The following is a 17,285-nucleotide window of genomic DNA, read 5'->3' as shown; positions in this document are numbered from 1 at the left end:
TTAGTCCCCTTTTCTATGCTGTTTACTTACTATTGCCTAAATTAAAAAATGAATTTAATTCGAGAATGAATTCAAAATCTGCATTGCCGTATCAGCGTCTTTTTTATTGACAAAAATATGATCGTGATAAAAAGCAGCCACAACATTGCAACTGATATCTTTTTCTGAAAGTGCTTTCGAAAATGCCGCTGTCAAACCCACCGCTTCTAATGACGAATGAACGGTAAGCGTTATCCAGGACATTACAACCGAGTAATCGAGTTGCCATTTATCTGCAATTTCTTGTTTAAGAATTAAGGTAATCGCCTCTTTCTCTTTAAAGAACATTTCAACTTCATGTATATTTATTTTTTCTAAAGTTCCGACTTTACAAAAAACATAATCACCCAGATGATGTTCCGGTTTCATACTTTTAAGCAATTGCTGTAAATCTTTCTCTCCTGACATATTTAATGATTTATTTAGACGCCCAAACATTATTCTTTGGTGTTGCATCCATAAAAACACCACCATCGATTGTTACTTGTCTGATCGCTTTTTTATTTTTTAAAGCGATTACAGCACGTTTTTGATTGGCTTGCCACGCAGCAGGCGTTTGATGAATCGTTTCTGTTGTATGATCTGCATACTTAATAATAACATCAAACGGAATCGCAAAACCTCCAACATTTTCTACTGTAACCACATTTTTGGCAACATTTTTAACGGAAAGATCAATATAATTATTGGTAAAAAACCAGTTATCAAAAAACCAATTCAGATTTTTTCCCGAAGCGGTATTGAAAGAATTAAAATAATCCCACGGAATTGGATGTTTACCATTCCAGTTTTCCATATAAGCGTGAAGTGATTTTTTGAACAAATCGTCACCAAGTAGATCTTTTAAAGCGATATAGGAAAGTGATGCTTTGCCATAAGAATTATTGCCATAACCTGAATCTGACAATTGTGATGACATGGTAATAATTGGCTGATCTTCTTCTGCAGAAGGATCGTTTATGTATTGCTCTACGCGAAATTCTTTATAAAATTTATCGGCAGCTTCTTTCCCGTGTTCTGCAATTCCTATCAGATATTCAAAAGTAGTTGCCCAGCCTTCATCCATAAAGGCATAACGCGTTTCGTTGATTCCCATATAAAAAGGAAAATAACTATGCGCGACTTCATGATCCTGAACCAATTGTGCAAAAACCGGATCTCCCATTTGAGAGTCGTTGCACATCATTGGATATTCCATATCGGCAAAACCCTGAAAAGCGGTCATTTTAGAAAACGGGTACGGAATTCCCGGCCAGTTATTAGAAAACCAATCCAATGCATATTGATTGTTTTTAATCGAGTTTACAAAATCAGTTCCTTTTACATCATAAGCTGCCTGTATGCTCGAACGTCGCTTTGTTTTTTGATCTACAATAACACTGCCGGCATCCCATAAGTAATGATCGCTTAAACCAAAACAAACATCTGAGATATTCTTCGCTTCAAATTTCCAGACATTCCATTCGTTTTGTTTCGTGACCACACCGCTTTTCATTTCCTGCTCATTGGCAATGTGCAGAACTTCATCTGTTGTGTAAGATTTTTTGAGACGTGAAGCAAACTCAGGCTGCAAAACCTCATCCGGATTTAATAAATCCCCTGTTCCGTAAACCACATAATTTTTTGGTGCTTTTACCGAATATACATAATCATTAAAATCATTATAAAATTCCTGACCTGAAGTATGTGGCAAATCATCCCATCTATTATAATCATCAAAAACAGAAACACGAGGGTAACTGTAAGCTACAAAAAAGGTACTGTCATCTATTTGCCCCTCTCTTCCGCTAACTTTAGATAATGGATAATTCCAGTCGATATCAATTGTGATTTTACTATGCGGGGACAAAGGCTTTTTCATTTTTACAGTTCCTACTGTTCCCCAGTCTTTGCCATCTTCATTATAAACTTCGCCTTCAATTTTTAAAGCTGTAATTGTCAATCCGTCTGTAAAAAAACCTTCGCTATTTTGTACCGCTCTTGGTGAGGATTTTTTATGAATATTATTTACAAATCTGATTCGTAAATTTTTTAAAGTATCATTACTATTGTTTTCATACACGATAGTTTCAGTACCGCTCACTATTTTGGTATCGGCATTTACCTGCAGTGCAATAGCGTATTTACCATGATTCTGCCAATAATTTTTACCTGGCTTTCCATCCATAGAACGAACGGCATTAGCATATGATTCTTTAATATTTCTTGGCATATAAAGTTCTTGTGCAAAGCCTTTTTGGGCTAAAAACACAATCGCTATAAACAGCAATTGAAGTGATTGTTTTTTCATAGGTTGTTTTAAGATTTTGATGATTAATGATTATAACATAAGTTGATTTTTCAAACTTAATGTTACACAAATTTAAAATTATAGTTTATTATTTTACAAAAAACCTGATCTTAAACAACTTAAAAATAAAAACCGCCTCATTCTAAAAAAAGAAAAAGACGGCATCTACAATTAATATATAACCTTGATTACTACAAAATATAATCGGTATTAATAAAATTCGATTCTTTGCTGTTTAGCAATTCCTGCAAAATTTCATTATTATAAGCGATATCTTTTGAAGCTACAAACGTACGGATGGAGAACGAGCGCAATGCATCCGGAATACTTAATGTTCCTACTGCAGAATCTTTACGACCTGTAAACGGGAACGCATCCGGGCCTCTCTGACAAGAACTATTCAGGTTAACTCTGCAAACTAAATTTACCAAAGCATCAATAAGCGGTGCTAAAGTCTTGATGTCTTTACCAAACAAACTTACTTGTTGTCCGTAGTTAGACTCAGCCATATCTTCTAGCGGCTCATTAATATCTTTAAAGGCAATAATAGGCACTACTGGTCCAAATTGCTCTTCGTGATATACACGCATATCTTTATTTACAGGATACAAAACAGCCGGAAAAATATAATTATCAGTATGTTTGCCTCCTTTTTCGTTCAGGATTTTTGCTCCTTTATGAGTAGCATCATCAATTAGCCCCTGAATGTAATTTGGTTTCTCACTTTCAGGAAGCGGTGTCAATGAAGCTCCTTTTTCCCATGGATTTCCAAATACCAAACCGTCTACTTTTTCAGAGAAACGTTTGTTAAACTCGTCAACAATAGATTCATGTACATATAATACTTTTAAAGCTGTACAACGCTGACCGTTGAAAGATAAAGTTCCTGCAATACATTCCTGAATTGCCAAATCTAAATCGGCATCCGGTAAAATAATCGCCGGATTTTTAGCTTCTAAACCTAAAATCAGACGCAATCTGTTTTTATTTGGATGTTGATCCTGCAACGCAATCGCAGATTTACTGTTTCCGATTAAGGCAAGAACATCAATTTTTCCTGATTTCATGATCGGAGAAGCGACTTCACGGCCTCTACCGTAAACAATATTGATAACTCCTTTTGGAAAACTGCTTCTAAATGCTTCTAATAATGGCGAGATACATAAAACACCATGTTTAGCCGGTTTGAAGATTACTGTATTTCCCATAATTAAAGCCGGGATCAACAACGAGAACGTTTCATTAAGAGGATAATTGTAAGGTCCAAGACACAATACCACTCCAAGAGGCCCACGGCGGATCATAGCATTTACACCCTGCACTTTTTCAAAATGTGCGCTGCGTCCGTTTAGTTCTTTATAACTGTCAATAGTATCATAAATATATTCAACCGTTCTGTCAAATTCTTTTTGCGAATCGCCAAGGTTTTTTCCAATTTCCCACATCAAAAGCTTAACCACTTCCTCGCGGGTTTCCTTCATTTGTCTTACGAAATTCTCCATGCATTTTATACGGTCCACCACTTTCATAGTTGGCCATAAACCCTGACCTTTATTATAGGCAGTATTGGCAGCTTCTACCACTTCAGCAGCTTCTTTTTCTGCCATAAACGGAATCGATCCCAATAAAGTCGGGGCATATTTTTCTGTAGATGAAATCGTAGAAAACACTGGAGTCGTTTGTCCTGTCCAGGGTTTCAATTCGCCATTTACAAGATAAGTATCTTGGTTTATAAGTGTTTTAATCTGATATTCTTCGGGTATTAAACTCATAATTTGGTAATTTATGTTTGGTTACTATTAGCATATTAAAAGAAAAAAGAGGCTTTTTTGCGCCTCTTTAGTTTATTTTTATGGATTTATTGTCTCGCCTTCCCAATCCAGGATTCCACCAAGCAGATTATAGGCATTGTTTATACCTAATTCATTCATAATCTGACATGCTTTTGCACTTCTGGCTCCGGAACGGCAATACACATAATAATTTTTATTTTTATCCAGTTCTTCGATTTCGTAAATAAAACCCTGACCTTTGTTAATATCAATGTTTACGGCATTCTCGATATAACCGTCATTAAATTCGTCTTCAGTTCTTACGTCCAGTATAACTGCATTCTCGTCAGCAGCAAGCTGATTAACCCAATCTTCTTGTGATAAATTCATAGTATCTGTTTTTTGTAAAATTACGACGTTTCTATTAATTAAAAACGTGCCAAATGCGATTTCGATTATTATTCTCAGAAAACGTTTTAGAGAAAGTATTATAATCAGTGAAATACAAATTTACTTACTATTTTCAAAAATACAGTCTATAAAATCGATAGAAAATAGGATTTTTTCATTTACATAAAATGCATCTTAAAAATAGTTTTCTCACAATTTATACCATTTCAATCTGCTATCTTTGTAATAAATCATATGTTTTAATTTCTATTTGATAAAAAAGTTAAGCCACGAATCGTTTTTTTGTCACTAATAAAAAGATTATAATGATTAAAAATGTTCGCCACGAATTGCACTAATTTTCACTAATTGGTTTATGCTAATTCGTGAAATTCATGGCAGAAAATAAATCTGTAAAAACCAGTCCAATTTGTAAAATCCGTGGGCAATAAATACCCACCTAATAACCATGCAAAACTCACTTAAAAATATATTTCCTAATTTTTCTAATGAACTTATCTCGACAATCGAAGAAAACGGAAGTCTGCAGGATTTTGAAGCCGGAACCATTTTAATGCGAACCGGACAATACATAAAAAACACGGTTTTAATCACCAAAGGAAAAATCAAAATCTATCGCGAGGGCGAAGATGGCGGCGAATTTTTAATGTATTATCTGCAACCCGGACAAGCTTGTGCGATTTCGATGATTTGTACCGCCAAAAGTGAGAAAAGCCAAATCATGGCAAAAGTTGTCGAAGATGTTTCGGTGATGATGATTCCGTTACAAATGATGGACAAATGGATGATGGAACACAGAACCTGGTACGAATTTGTCATCGAAACGTATAGAAGCCGATTTGAAGAAGTGCTGGAAGTAGTCGATAATATCGCTTTCCGTTCTATGGACGAACGTTTAGAGTTTTACCTTAAAAGACATTCTGATGCTTGTGGCTGTTCTGAAGTAAATTTATCGCATCAGGAAATCGCAACCGAATTAAATACCTCCAGAGAAGTCGTCTCAAGATTACTCAAAAAAATGGAACAACGAGGTTTGGTCAAACTCAACAGAAACCAAATTGAGTTATTAAACACGAATTTCACGAATTAACACTAAGTTTTTTTTTACTTTAACCATTAAGAGATTAAGAAAAATTAAGGTTTGCTGCTTAATTCCCTTTACATATTAAGATAAAAAAAATCAAGCTTAACTTTCTTACTATCTTAATGGTAAAATTAATATTTAAAGACAACAGTTGTCACATTGAGAAGTCGAAATGCTTTGCGGGTTCTCGACTTCGCTCGAACTGACAAATCAATTTGTGCAAATTCGTGAAATTTGTGTTTATTTTTATTATGTGATAAATGTTACTGTAGATTTCTTTTTATCCAGGCACCTTTGTATAAAATAAATGCAATGGAATATTTAGGTTATTTTGCTTCGATCATCATCGGGATTTCGCTGGGCTTAATTGGTGGAGGCGGGTCGATATTGACCATTCCTATTTTAGTGTATTTGTTTAAAGTAAATCCGGAGCAGGCCACTTCTTATTCCTTATTTATTGTGGGATTAACGGCTATGTTTGGAAGTTACAGTCATTATAAAATGGGAAATCTCAAACTCAAATCGGCATTGTATTTTGCAATTCCGTCCGTGATTTCGATTCTGATCATTCGTGAAGTTATATTTCCTCAAATTGCTTCTACCCTATTTTCTATCGCTTCGTATTCTGTATCAAAAGATTTTCTGATTATGATTGTCTTTTCGGTATTGATGATCACAGCGGCAATCTCGATGATCCGAAAAAACAAACCCGAAATAAAAGTCACAGAAACGAATTATACCCAACTAGGCATAATAGGTTTTATAGTTGGGATCATAACCGGATTTCTGGGTGCCGGCGGTGGATTTCTAATTATTCCTGCCCTGCTCTTTTTCGCCAATTTACCCATGAAACAAGCCGTAGGAACATCATTGTTGATAATTACGATCAATTCATCGATAGGTTTTGGAGGCGATTTATATATAGGAACTCCTATAAATTATCCCTTTTTATTAAGTGTTTCTGCAATGGCACTTATCGGAATGATAATTGGAAGCCAGCTTTCGAAAAAAATCGACGGTACCAAACTCAAACCCATTTTTGGCTGGTTTGTTTTAGTGATGGGATTTTATATTATTACCAAAGAGGTTTTGTTTTAAGTTTTGTTTTCTCGCAGATTTAGCAGATTCGGCAATTTTTTTTATAACTTTAATTTGTAGATTAAAACCAAAAATGGGGAACCAATTACTGCTTCCCCATTCTTTATTCTTTATTCTTTGTTCTTTGTTCTTTATTTCCACCAATGATAATAATTATGCAATCCGTCATATTCAAATCCGCAACGCGGGTATAAAGTGTTGCCTATATCGTTTGTTTTTTCTGTTTCCAGCATCAAACCGCAGGCATTTGTTTCCTCACACCATTGTTTACTTCGGTCAATTAAGGCTACCGAAAGTCCTTTGCCTCGATAATCCGGATGCACAAAAAGATCGCTTAACAGCCATTGCTTTTGCAATTTTGTGTAATGAAATAATTTATAGAGCTGCACAAAGCCCACCGCTTTTTCGTCTACAATTACTAAAAAGATATCAGATTCATTGTTTAATAATCGTTCTTTAAGAAATGCTTTTCCTTTTTCGACATCAGATTCCTGGCGGTAAAAAACACGATAAAGATTAAAAAGTGCTGCTGCTTGGTCAAGTTCTTCGATACTTGCTTTTTTGATTTTGTAATCCATAGCTTTTAAATATTTTGATTAAAAAGCGAAAGTATCCCAAAGAGCAAAATCATTTACAGTCCAGTTTATACAAAACTGGATCATCCAGTATTTACAACGTCAAAAACAACATTCTGTAGTAAGTGCATCAACAAAATATTTTCCTGTAAATCAATTCTTATCTGATTTAAGGGTTTTAGAAAGAGAAGAAAGAAAGCACAGATTTAAAAAAAAGTAGTCGACGCATCGCTCTGAAAGAGCTTTAGCAATAGCATGGTGCGAAGCACTATGAATAAAAACGATTGTTATTTAGCCCTGAAAGGGCGAAAGCTTAACCGCAAAGAAAAACTTCATTGTGCGTTATATGTATTTTCTAAGAAGCAACCTGTACTTTTATGTCTATTTGCTTTTATTTTAGTTCGTAGTGCGATGCACTACGCTAGTGATTTTAGACCTTCGGCCTATTTGTTCAATAGCTTTTCAAGATATTCTACTTTTCCTTTTTCGGCCTGAACTAATTCTTTTTCAGCAAGAACCAAACGTTCGTAAAGTTCAACCATTTTATCTAAAGGATTGAAAGTACAAGCATTATTTGTTATAAAACTGCCTGAAACAGATTCATTAAATGTGTTAAAATAAGTGATAATACTTTCTTCCGAAAAATTTTCAATCGCTTCTACCGTAACTTCAAGCGCTTTTGCAATTTCCACAAGTCTTTTATTATCAACTTCTTCACTTCCTTCAATGCTGGAAACAGTTTGTTGACTTACACCAATTGCTTCTGCAAGAATCTCTTGTTTCATTCCTTTAAGCTCTCTGATTCGGCTTATGTTGCGTCCGATATGTTTTGGTTTTGTTGCTGTGCTCATAGTTCAAAGATATTTAAAAATTCTTTAAGAAAATATAGATGTGGTAAAATACAGGTTCTTTTTTGTAAGGTACGGTTTACATGCTTTAAATAATCTTTGTCAAAGTTTTAAATTTTGATAAAGATTAAAACTCAAAGATAGTGCAGATTTGCAATCCGTTCCCGCAAACTATTTCCGCCATAAAAGAAAAATAATATGTGATTATTGAAACGTGCACGAATTGCACATCCGCGCTATCGTAGTCATTGCAAAAAATTTGCTCTAATTTATTATTAAATCTATTTTAATCGTAACAAAGTGTTTATCGCATTTATAAGCCCAATAGAAGCTTTACCCGTTTCCATTTGAAAACTGAATTCTTTTCCATGAAAATCAATAATTCTAAATATTGATAACTGAGGTTTATTTAGATCTCCTTTAAAATTATCATATCTCACGTTATCAACATCCTCAAACTTCACAGAATCAATGTTGTCATTAGATTTCTCAATAATGCGACGTGTTGTTATAAGTGTTGTGGCATTCACACTTTTCACTTCAAAAACTGATAGTTCATTTTCCTCAAGATCAAAGTCTACATTTGCACCTACAAAGTATGCCTTTGAATATATCCACTCTTCCGGATTCATGATTTTACGTCTAAGAGCCGCAATTGTAATATTCTTTTTTGAATTATCGCTTTTCATTCTGCTTAAATTTATAAGACTTCAAACTTTCCATTTCTTAATTCAAAAATCTTATCTGAAACAATATGATCTCCTGTTTCATTGATATTCTTTACCGAGTCGTAAAGGCGATGCAAATTCTCTGAATCTTTACTTCCGGTAATAAACAATATATCCCGTGCAGGAATACCAATCACAAAATTACCATTTACAGCAAAATTTTCATGATACCAAATGTCTAATAAAATTAAACTTGATTCATAATTTCCTCCAGCAGTTATCATAAAATATCCATTTTCCCCATGTCGATTCATCTCTAATTGATCTGAGAGATTTTGGATCGCTTTATTATGCAAATTCTCTATCGGAAAATTAATTTCCTTCAAATCATCTTTTGAAAGATAATGAATTGTGTTTTCTCTGTCTTCTGCATAAAAAACAAATAACTCGTCATTATAAGATTCAAAAATGTGGCTTTTTTCAAAATCAACAATCGTGTCATGTAGTCCTTTTATAAATCTTTTATCTTTAACAATCGGAAAAAATCTTTCAGAATTTACATTTTCCTTTGGCAAATAAATTTCATAAGCCGCATTTATGTACCTTCCAATTATTTCATTAATTAATTTTGCTTCCCCCACATATTCTAAGTAACAATTATCTAAAAAATGTTTATAGTCATTTACTCCTTTATACTCCGATACTATTTCTAGATTATTTATCGAAGTGATTTTTAAACCATTCACCTTTTTAAGTAATTCTTTTGCAAATTTCTTAGCAAATTCATCTTCTGATAATAATTTCTTTTTGAAAAACATTCTTTTAATCTTTTCGATTAATATTAATTGAATTCTTGACTTGCCGTGGGTTTAACCCACGGCAAGTCAAGAAACTAACCTTCTTGGCTTTAGCCAAATATACTCAACAATTTGGACAAAAAAAACCGCTGGTTAAAACCAACGGCTAGTGATATAATTAATTCGTGAAAATTTGGGCAATTGCTTCGCCTGTTGGCCAGGCTCGGATTGTGGCAAAAAAACTTAATGTTCCCCATACCCCACATCATCCATCTTTCCACTAAAAACCCTATACTGAATAATAAAATAAATAATCACCAGAAACAAAGCAATAAAAAACCAGCTCATTCCGGCATTCAATCCGTATGCTCCTGCGGCAGTATTGTAAATGGTTAAAGACGGATTTACATTATTAGTTGAAGGCAAAACATTCGGGAAAATCGAAACGGCTGTTGAGGCAAAACCTCCCACCAGAAACAAAGTCGAAAACAAAAATCCCATTCCGTCTTTTTGCCAGGAACGAACTTTAAACAAACCTAAAATTCCAACAAAAGTCATTAGCGGGAAAAACCAAAGAATTGGATTCTCGACGAAATTATGAAACGGTTTTGGCTCAATAAAATGCCAGATCTGCAACGAAATACAAACCAGAACCAGTAAAACAATATTAAGTTTAAAAACTACATTTTTCAGTTTCGGATTCAAAGATGAATTCGTTTTATAAATAACCCAGTTGGCACCATGAATGGTCAGGGCAACAACACTCACAATTCCTAAAAATAACGTGAACCAATCGATAATTCCCAATTCATTTGCTTGCGGACTAAAAGTTGGATTCCACAAAGGCAAAAAGAAAAAATGTGCTTCCTGTGTCGAAACGCCGTTGGTTACCATTCCCAGATTTACACCACGAACAATATTCCCCAAAGCAATCCCAAAAAATAAAGCCAAAAGTAAACTCGCGATTCCAAAAGCTTTATCCCAAATGGCTTCCCACATGGGGTGATGCACTTGTCCTCTCATTTCTAAACCGATTGCACGGAAAATCAACAACCATAAAATCATGATTAACGGCAAATAAAATCCGCTAAAAGATGAAGCGTATAAAGTAGGGAAAGCAAAAAACAAAACACCTCCCGCAGCAATGATCCAAACTTCATTGGCATCCCAAAACGGACCAATAGCGCTTGTAATTGCTTTTTTATCTTTCTCTGTCTTGGCAAAAAATAAGTGAATAATTCCTGCACCAAAATCGTAACCGTCTAAGACAATATAAACGGCCAGAATTCCCATTAAAACTACGTACCAAAAAAATTCCATAATTATATTTTTTCTGAATTCAGTTCAACATTATGAGGTCCTTTATTGATGATTTTTCCAATCAAAAGCAAAAACAACATTCCAAGTAAAAGATACAATCCTATAAAACCTAATAAAGTAAACAAGGTATTTCCGGACGAAACAGTTGGCGAAGCTCCTGCAGAAGTTCGTAACAAATTATAAACCAGCCACGGCTGTCTTCCTAATTCGGCCGTGTACCAGCCTGTGGTATTGGCGATGTACGGAAATGGCATCATAAACATGAGCGACCATAAAATCCATTTGGTTTCGAATAATTTCTTTCTAAAAAGCTGTACGAGTGCCAAAGTCATTAAACCTATAAATATGGTTCCGAGTCCTACCATAATATGATAAGCATAATACAAACCGGAAATATTAGTTGGATGAAGGTCTTCTTCGAACTGATCCAGACCTTTTATTTCCTCATGCCAGCTTCCGTAAGTCAGGAAACTCAGGATATTGGGAACGGCAATTTTATTGTCCAGTTTTTTGTCTTTTACATCGGGCTGACCGATTAAAACAATTTCAGAACCTTTCTTTTCGGTATGAAAAATCCCTTCCATTGCAGCAAAAGTTACCGGTTGGTATTTTACTACGTTTTTAGCCAGTAAATCTCCTGTTGGAACTGCTACGATAATACTCGAAATCAATCCGAAGATGACACCGGTTTTCACGAACATTCTGCCGAAAGCAACATTCTTTTTACTTAAGATATAAAAAGCACCAATTCCGGCCACAACAAACGAACTTGTCACTAGAGATGCTGCCTGATTGTGCAAATAAGAAGGCCACAACCACGGATTCAGGAATAAAGCTTTGAAATTGGTCAGAACAAATCTACCGTTTTCCAGAATTTCATAACCTACAGGATTTTGCATCCACGAATGTGTCGCTATAATAAGGTATCCACTTGCCCAGGAACCAATCATAATTAATAATCCGGTTACAAAATGCCATTTATGTCCAATTATTTTCTCTCCAAATAAAAAGATTCCGAGAAAAGAAGATTCTAAGAAAAATGAAAACATTCCTTCCATGGCTAAAGTCTGACCGATAATTCCACCGGTTAATTCAGAGAATTTTGCCCAGTTGGTTCCAAACTGAAATTCCATTGGGATTCCGGTTACAACGCCCATCGCAAAATTAAGAGCGAAGATTTTCATCCAGAAATGCGTAGCGTGATTGTATTGATCGTCTTTAGTTTTAAGATATTTCCATTTAAAATAAACAATGATCAGCGAAAGCCCCATTGTAAGTTGCGGAAAAAGATAGTGAAAAGTAATGGTGAAGGCGAATTGCATTCGGTCATAAAAAAGCATTTCTTCCATAGTGGTATTTTATTTATGAAGTCTCCTCAAATTTACCCATTAAAACCTGAATTCCCTGCCTTTAAAAAAAGTTTTTCCTTTTTTAAACCATATAAGTTATATAAGAAAAATAAGCGTAGCCTTAATTAGAAAAGGTTAAACATACTGCAATAAAAAAATTCATTTTATAGATTTAATATAAATATAAAATTCGCAAAACCTAAAATATACCTGTATTACTTATAGGTTAAAATTGACATTTGTTTAGAAATCTATAGGTTTAAAAATTTAGTCTTTCTTCAAAATGCCTTTTACTACACTATAGTTTATTAATCCTTCGGCGTAATTCCATATTGTTTTTGAACCTTCTTAAAAACACTTAATAATAAAAACACGAGAATTACTAACATTGTAAATCCTTAAAAATATTAAACACATAGAAACATAGATTTTTAATCCTATAAAAAAAGAATACAAAAAAGAAATACATTTCTTCACACATAGCTATGTGAATTGATGCCAAGTGAAACACCTTTTGAAGACAAATCAAACTATGTTTCTATGTGTTAAAAAAAATGACATCTTACTCTTCTTTCAAAATTCCTTTTTCTACACTTTCGTTTATTAATCCTTCAGCATAATTCCATATTGTTTTTGAACCTTCTTTTATAACGCTCTTTTTTTCATAAACCTTACTATAGCTTACTCCAAACTCTTTCCAGGTTCCACCGTTATTAGAGGTATTTTGTAATAAAGGTTCTAATCTGTCCATTGATTTTGCAAATTTTGCTTCGTTGGTTTCACCTGCTTCAAATTCTTCCCAAATGGCAATCATTTCAGCCGCCTGTTTTTCAGGAAGCAATCCAAAAATACGATTTGCAGCCAATCGTTCCTCATCTGTATTATCATGACTTTTTTGTGTATCATAAATAAAAACATCTCCCGCATCGATTTCGACAATATCATGTATCAAAACCATTTTTACCACTTTTAGAACATTAATTGGTTCATTTGAATGTTCTGCCAGAACAATTGCCATTAAAGCCAAATGCCAGCTGTGTTCCGCATCATTTTCATTTCGGTCGCTATTAAACAGTTTTGTTTTGCGCTGAATGTATTTTACTTTATCAATCTCTTTTATAAAAGCAATCTGATTCAATAAATCTTGTGTGTTCATGTCAATGATTTTTGTAAAGTTGTAAAATTACGTAGATTATTTTTTTTACCATATAAGTAATATAAGTTCATTTTAGTTTTGAGCCTATTAAAACAGAACAACACCATCAAATTTCTTAAACTATATAATTTCATTTTAGCTTGAGGTATATTACATGAATCCTTAAATTTTCTTATATCACTTATAGGATGAAACCCGTCAATTCTGTTGCAATCTTAAATCATTTTATATGCGTGTTTTTGAATTTCCTATGGGCTTTATATGGTAAAACTATCCAACGCTTTTTTACATAAAAATCAAATTTGTGTAACATAAGTCACCCATTTTAAGTAAAAAGTAGGTTACCTTTGTATTCCCTTATTTTTAGAATATATATCATGAAAATAGAACAAATTTACACCGGATGCCTTGCACAAGGTGCTTATTATATTACTTCGAATGGCGAAGCTGCGATTATTGATCCGTTAAGAGAAATTCAACCATATCTGGATCGTTTAAAACGTGATGAAGTTAAGCTGAAATACATTTTTGAAACGCATTTTCACGCTGATTTTGTTTCAGGCCATGTCGATTTAAGTAAAGAAACTCAGGCACCAATCGTTTACGGACCCAATGCGGCTTGCGAATTCGATTGTATTTCTGCCAAAGACGGACAGGAATTTAGAGTTGGAAAAATCACGATTAAAGCCTTGCACACTCCGGGACATACCATGGAGAGCACAACGTATTTATTGATCGACGAAAACGGAAAGGATCATGCTATTTTCTCCGGAGATACTTTATTTATTGGCGATGTTGGCCGTCCGGATTTAGCTCAAAAAGCGGCCGGAATGACACAAGATCAATTGGCGGGGATTTTATACCATTCTTTAAGAGATAAAATCATGACCCTTGCCGATGACGTAATTGTTTATCCTGCACATGGAGCCGGAAGCGCCTGCGGGAAAAATATGAGTAAAGAAACGGTTTCAACAATTGGGAATCAAAAAGCTACCAATTATGCGCTGCGCGCCAATATGACGGAAGCTGAATTTATTACCGAAGTTACGGACGGGTTATTACCTCCTCCTGCCTATTTTAGCATGAATGTAGCCATGAACAAAGGGGGTTACGAAAGCTTTGAATCGGTTTTGCATAACGGAATGAAAGCAATTGACGTAAAAGAATTCGAGGCTGTTGCCGAAGAAACCGGAGCATTGATTCTAGACACCAGAAAAAGTGCTGATTTCTACAAAGGTTATATCCCTCAATCTATTAATATAGGAATCAACGGTGATTTTGCGCCGTGGGTAGGTACTTTAGTGGCCGATGTAAAACAACCTATTATATTAGTAACTGAAAAGGGTCTTGAAGAAGAAACGGTAACTCGTTTAAGCCGTGTAGGTTTCGACTCGATTATCGGGCATCTGGATGGTAGCTTTGAAGCCTGGGAAAAAGCGGGATTTGAGGTTGATACCGTAAACCGAATTTCAGCAGAACAATTTGCCGGTCAGTTTAAGATTGAGCAAGATAAAGTAATCGATATTCGTAAAGAAACCGAATACAGTGCAGAACATATTGATGATGCGTACAACAAACCCTTGGCTTTTATCAATGACTGGGTAAAAGATATTGACCCAAATGAGCATTTTTATTTGCATTGTGCCGGTGGATACAGAAGTATGATCGCGGCTTCGATTTTGCAGGCTCGCGGTTTTAGAAACTTCACCGAAATCGAAGGTGGTTTTGGAGCGATTGCAAAAACAAATATCCCGAAATCAGATTTTGTTTGCCAAAGCAAGGTTTTAAAATAAAGGTTCTAAGTTGCTAAGATACTAAGGTTCTAAGATTTTTGACCTTATCTTAGCAACTCACAACCTTAAAAAATAATCTACAAAAATTTTACCTTAGTAACTTAGTATCTTAGCACCTTAGAACCTAAAAAAAATGAATTTATTAGAAATATTGAGAGAACCTTGGCCTTGGTACGTTGCAGGTCCGTTAATTGGATTGACTGTACCAATTTTGTTGATTATCGGAAACAAATCTTTCGGGATTAGTTCTTCGCTTCGTCATATTTGTGCGGCTTGTATTCCGGCAAATATCTCGTTTTTTAAATACGACTGGAAAAAAGAAAGCTGGAATTTATTTTTTGTTTTCGGAATTTTCCTTGGCGGAGTTATCTCAGCGTATTTCCTGGCCAATCCAAATCCGGTCGAAATAAATCCTGAACTCTCACAACAATTGGCAGGTTACGGCATCACAGATCATTCAGGTTTGGTTCCGGCCCAGCTTTTCTCATGGGAAAGTTTATTGACGCTCCGCGGATTTATCATGATTGTTGTTGGAGGATTTTTAGTAGGTTTTGGGACACGCTATGCCGGAGGATGCACAAGCGGACATGCCATTATGGGAATTTCAAATTTGCAGTGGCCTTCATTGGTAGCTACAATCTGTTTTATGATTGGCGGTTTTATAATGTCTCTTTTGATTTTACCATATATTCTTTCACTTTAAAATGTCAAAAATGAATACTTTAGAAAATAAAAATACAGACACTGAAGGAATCAATGGAAGCCAATTGAAAGATTCCGGATTTTCAAACTTAAAATATCTTATCGTTGGAATCTTTTTTGGAATTGTCTTCGTAAAAGCAGAAATCATCAGCTGGTTTCGTATTCAGGAAATGTTTCACCTGCAATCGTTCTTCATGTATGGTGTGATTGGAAGTGCAGTAGTTGTTGGACTTATCTCTGTTCAAGTGATTAAAAAATTCAATATTAAAACCATTCAGGGAGAAAAAATTGAGATCCAGCCTAAAACCTTTAATAAAGGACAAATTTATGGCGGATTATTATTTGGTTTCGGCTGGGCAATCACCGGAGCTTGTCCCGGACCGCTTTTCGCTCAGATTGGAACTGGAGTTACCGTAATTGTGGTGACTTTAGTAAGTGCGATTTTCGGAACCTGGGTTTATGGTTTGATTAAAGATAAACTGCCTCATTAATATTCTTAATGTTATTATACATATCAGACCCGACAGGTTTTAAAAACCTGTCGGGTTTCATAATTCTACAAAATAAACCAAAATGACCAAAATATTATCTCAACTTTTAATTTGTTTGCTATTAATAAGTTGTTCGAATAGCAAAAAAATAAACTCTCAAATATCAAATAATACGTATCCCGTTAAGCTTGATACCTTAGAGTTATTTGACAAATCGAGAAATCGTAAAATTCCGATTGCCATTTTTTGCCCAAAAACAGACTCGAAAATTAATAATCAGCAGATCATAATTTTTAGTCATGGATACGGAGAGAATAAAGGCGGAGACAATATGATTTATTCTTATTTAACAGAAAACTTAGCTTCAAAAGGATATTTTGTCATTAGTATTCAGCACGAATTACCTACTGACGATCTTTTGGCAATGGAAGGAGATTTTAAAGTTACAAGAAAACCAAATTGGGAAAGAGGCACTGATAACATTCTTTATGTTTTAAATGAGTTTAAAATTATAAAACCTGAATTAGATTTTAAACATCTAACATTAATTGGTCATTCAAATGGAGGAGATATGACTGCATTATTTGCTACCAAATATCCTAAATTGGTTTACAAAATAATAACGATGGACAATCGAAGAATGCCTCTTCCAAGAGTTAACCATCCAAAAGTATATACGTTACGCTCTAAAAACTATTCTGCAGACGAAGGTGTATTACCAACTGAACAAGAACAAAAAAAATACGGAATGACAGTTCAATTCACTCCTATCAACCACAGTGACATGGATAATGATGCAACAATTGACGAACGAAAAATAATAAATACATCCATTGAAAAGTATTTAAGCGAATAATAACTTTCGTAAATTAGAAATTTAACCTGACAGTTT

At 34.5% G+C, this 17,285-nt stretch carries 17 protein-coding genes; 6 read left to right on the top strand and 11 right to left on the bottom strand.

All coding sequences use genetic code 11. The annotated features are described in order from the left end of the window. Positions 1–54: 54 nt before the first annotated feature. The 4 genes from B0A67_RS02290 to B0A67_RS02275 form a co-directional block, all read right to left on the bottom strand. Positions 55–447 (bottom strand): ACT domain-containing protein, encoded by a 393-nt coding sequence (locus B0A67_RS02290; protein WP_072963900.1) that lies wholly within the window; start codon positions 445–447, stop codon positions 55–57. Positions 448–457: 10 nt separating this feature from the next. After that, complete coding sequence (locus B0A67_RS02285; RefSeq protein WP_072963818.1) at positions 458–2,329, bottom strand: M1 family metallopeptidase; 1,872 nt, start codon at positions 2,327–2,329, stop codon at positions 458–460. A 191-nt stretch (positions 2,330–2,520) separates the two neighbouring features. After that, positions 2,521–4,101 (bottom strand): NADP-dependent glyceraldehyde-3-phosphate dehydrogenase, encoded by a 1,581-nt coding sequence (locus tag B0A67_RS02280; protein WP_072963816.1) that lies wholly within the window; start codon positions 4,099–4,101, stop codon positions 2,521–2,523. 78 nt (positions 4,102–4,179) lie between these two features. After that, complete coding sequence (locus B0A67_RS02275; RefSeq protein WP_072963814.1) at positions 4,180–4,491, bottom strand: rhodanese-like domain-containing protein; 312 nt, start codon at positions 4,489–4,491, stop codon at positions 4,180–4,182. Between the two features lie 469 nt (positions 4,492–4,960). Between B0A67_RS02275 and B0A67_RS02270 the strand changes: the two genes are divergently transcribed. Both B0A67_RS02270 and B0A67_RS02265 read left to right on the top strand, forming a co-directional pair. Beyond that, positions 4,961–5,602: a Crp/Fnr family transcriptional regulator gene (locus tag B0A67_RS02270; protein WP_072963813.1), complete on the top strand. Its 642-nt coding sequence runs from the start codon at positions 4,961–4,963 to the stop codon at positions 5,600–5,602. Between the two features lie 306 nt (positions 5,603–5,908). Continuing rightward, on the top strand, positions 5,909–6,694 hold the full coding sequence (locus tag B0A67_RS02265; protein ID WP_072963811.1) for a sulfite exporter TauE/SafE family protein: 786 nt from the start codon (positions 5,909–5,911) through the stop codon (positions 6,692–6,694). 131 nt (positions 6,695–6,825) lie between these two features. Here B0A67_RS02265 and B0A67_RS02255 read toward each other — a convergent pair whose 3' ends face one another. The 7 genes from B0A67_RS02255 to B0A67_RS02225 all read right to left on the bottom strand — a co-directional run bounded on the left by B0A67_RS02255 (position 6,826) and on the right by B0A67_RS02225 (position 13,407). Further along, entirely contained in the window at positions 6,826–7,272 is a 447-nt protein-coding gene (locus B0A67_RS02255; protein ID WP_072963806.1) for a GNAT family N-acetyltransferase, read from the bottom strand. A 440-nt stretch (positions 7,273–7,712) separates the two neighbouring features. Further along, entirely contained in the window at positions 7,713–8,120 is a 408-nt protein-coding gene (locus B0A67_RS02250; RefSeq protein WP_072963805.1) for a helix-turn-helix domain-containing protein, read from the bottom strand. Positions 8,121–8,398: 278 nt separating this feature from the next. Beyond that, positions 8,399–8,806 (bottom strand): hypothetical protein, encoded by a 408-nt coding sequence (locus tag B0A67_RS02245; protein WP_072963803.1) that lies wholly within the window; start codon positions 8,804–8,806, stop codon positions 8,399–8,401. Between the two features lie 11 nt (positions 8,807–8,817). After that, the gene (locus B0A67_RS02240; protein WP_072963800.1) at positions 8,818–9,603 is read right to left on the bottom strand and encodes a DUF1444 family protein; all 786 of its coding nucleotides are present in this window, start codon (positions 9,601–9,603) and stop codon (positions 8,818–8,820) included. A gap of 222 nt (positions 9,604–9,825) precedes the next feature. Then, positions 9,826–10,902: a cytochrome d ubiquinol oxidase subunit II gene (gene cydB, locus B0A67_RS02235; protein ID WP_072963797.1), complete on the bottom strand. Its 1,077-nt coding sequence runs from the start codon at positions 10,900–10,902 to the stop codon at positions 9,826–9,828. Between the two features lie 2 nt (positions 10,903–10,904). Next, entirely contained in the window at positions 10,905–12,251 is a 1,347-nt protein-coding gene (locus B0A67_RS02230; RefSeq protein ID WP_072963793.1) for a cytochrome ubiquinol oxidase subunit I, read from the bottom strand. A 562-nt stretch (positions 12,252–12,813) separates the two neighbouring features. Further along, entirely contained in the window at positions 12,814–13,407 is a 594-nt protein-coding gene (locus tag B0A67_RS02225) for an HD domain-containing protein (protein ID WP_072963790.1), read from the bottom strand. A 377-nt stretch (positions 13,408–13,784) separates the two neighbouring features. Between B0A67_RS02225 and B0A67_RS02220 the strand changes: the two genes are divergently transcribed. The 4 genes from B0A67_RS02220 (at position 13,785) to B0A67_RS02205 (ending at position 17,249) form a co-directional block, all read left to right on the top strand. After that, positions 13,785–15,200 carry an MBL fold metallo-hydrolase gene (locus B0A67_RS02220; protein WP_072963787.1) on the top strand — a complete coding sequence of 472 codons (1,416 nt, stop codon included), beginning with the start codon at positions 13,785–13,787 and terminating at the stop codon, positions 15,198–15,200. A gap of 133 nt (positions 15,201–15,333) precedes the next feature. Next, complete coding sequence (locus B0A67_RS02215; protein ID WP_072963784.1) at positions 15,334–15,903, top strand: YeeE/YedE family protein; 570 nt, start codon at positions 15,334–15,336, stop codon at positions 15,901–15,903. Positions 15,904–15,913: 10 nt separating this feature from the next. Beyond that, entirely contained in the window at positions 15,914–16,393 is a 480-nt protein-coding gene (locus tag B0A67_RS02210; RefSeq protein ID WP_089069503.1) for a DUF6691 family protein, read from the top strand. An 82-nt stretch (positions 16,394–16,475) separates the two neighbouring features. After that, a complete protein-coding gene (locus B0A67_RS02205; protein WP_072963778.1) occupies positions 16,476–17,249 on the top strand; it encodes an alpha/beta hydrolase family protein in 774 nt (257 codons plus the stop codon). Positions 17,250–17,285 lie beyond the last annotated feature (36 nt).

Source organism: Flavobacterium aquidurense (assembly GCF_002217195.1).
Lineage (GTDB): Bacteria > Bacteroidota > Bacteroidia > Flavobacteriales > Flavobacteriaceae > Flavobacterium > Flavobacterium frigidimaris.
This window is presented reverse-complemented; position numbering and strand designations above follow the sequence as displayed.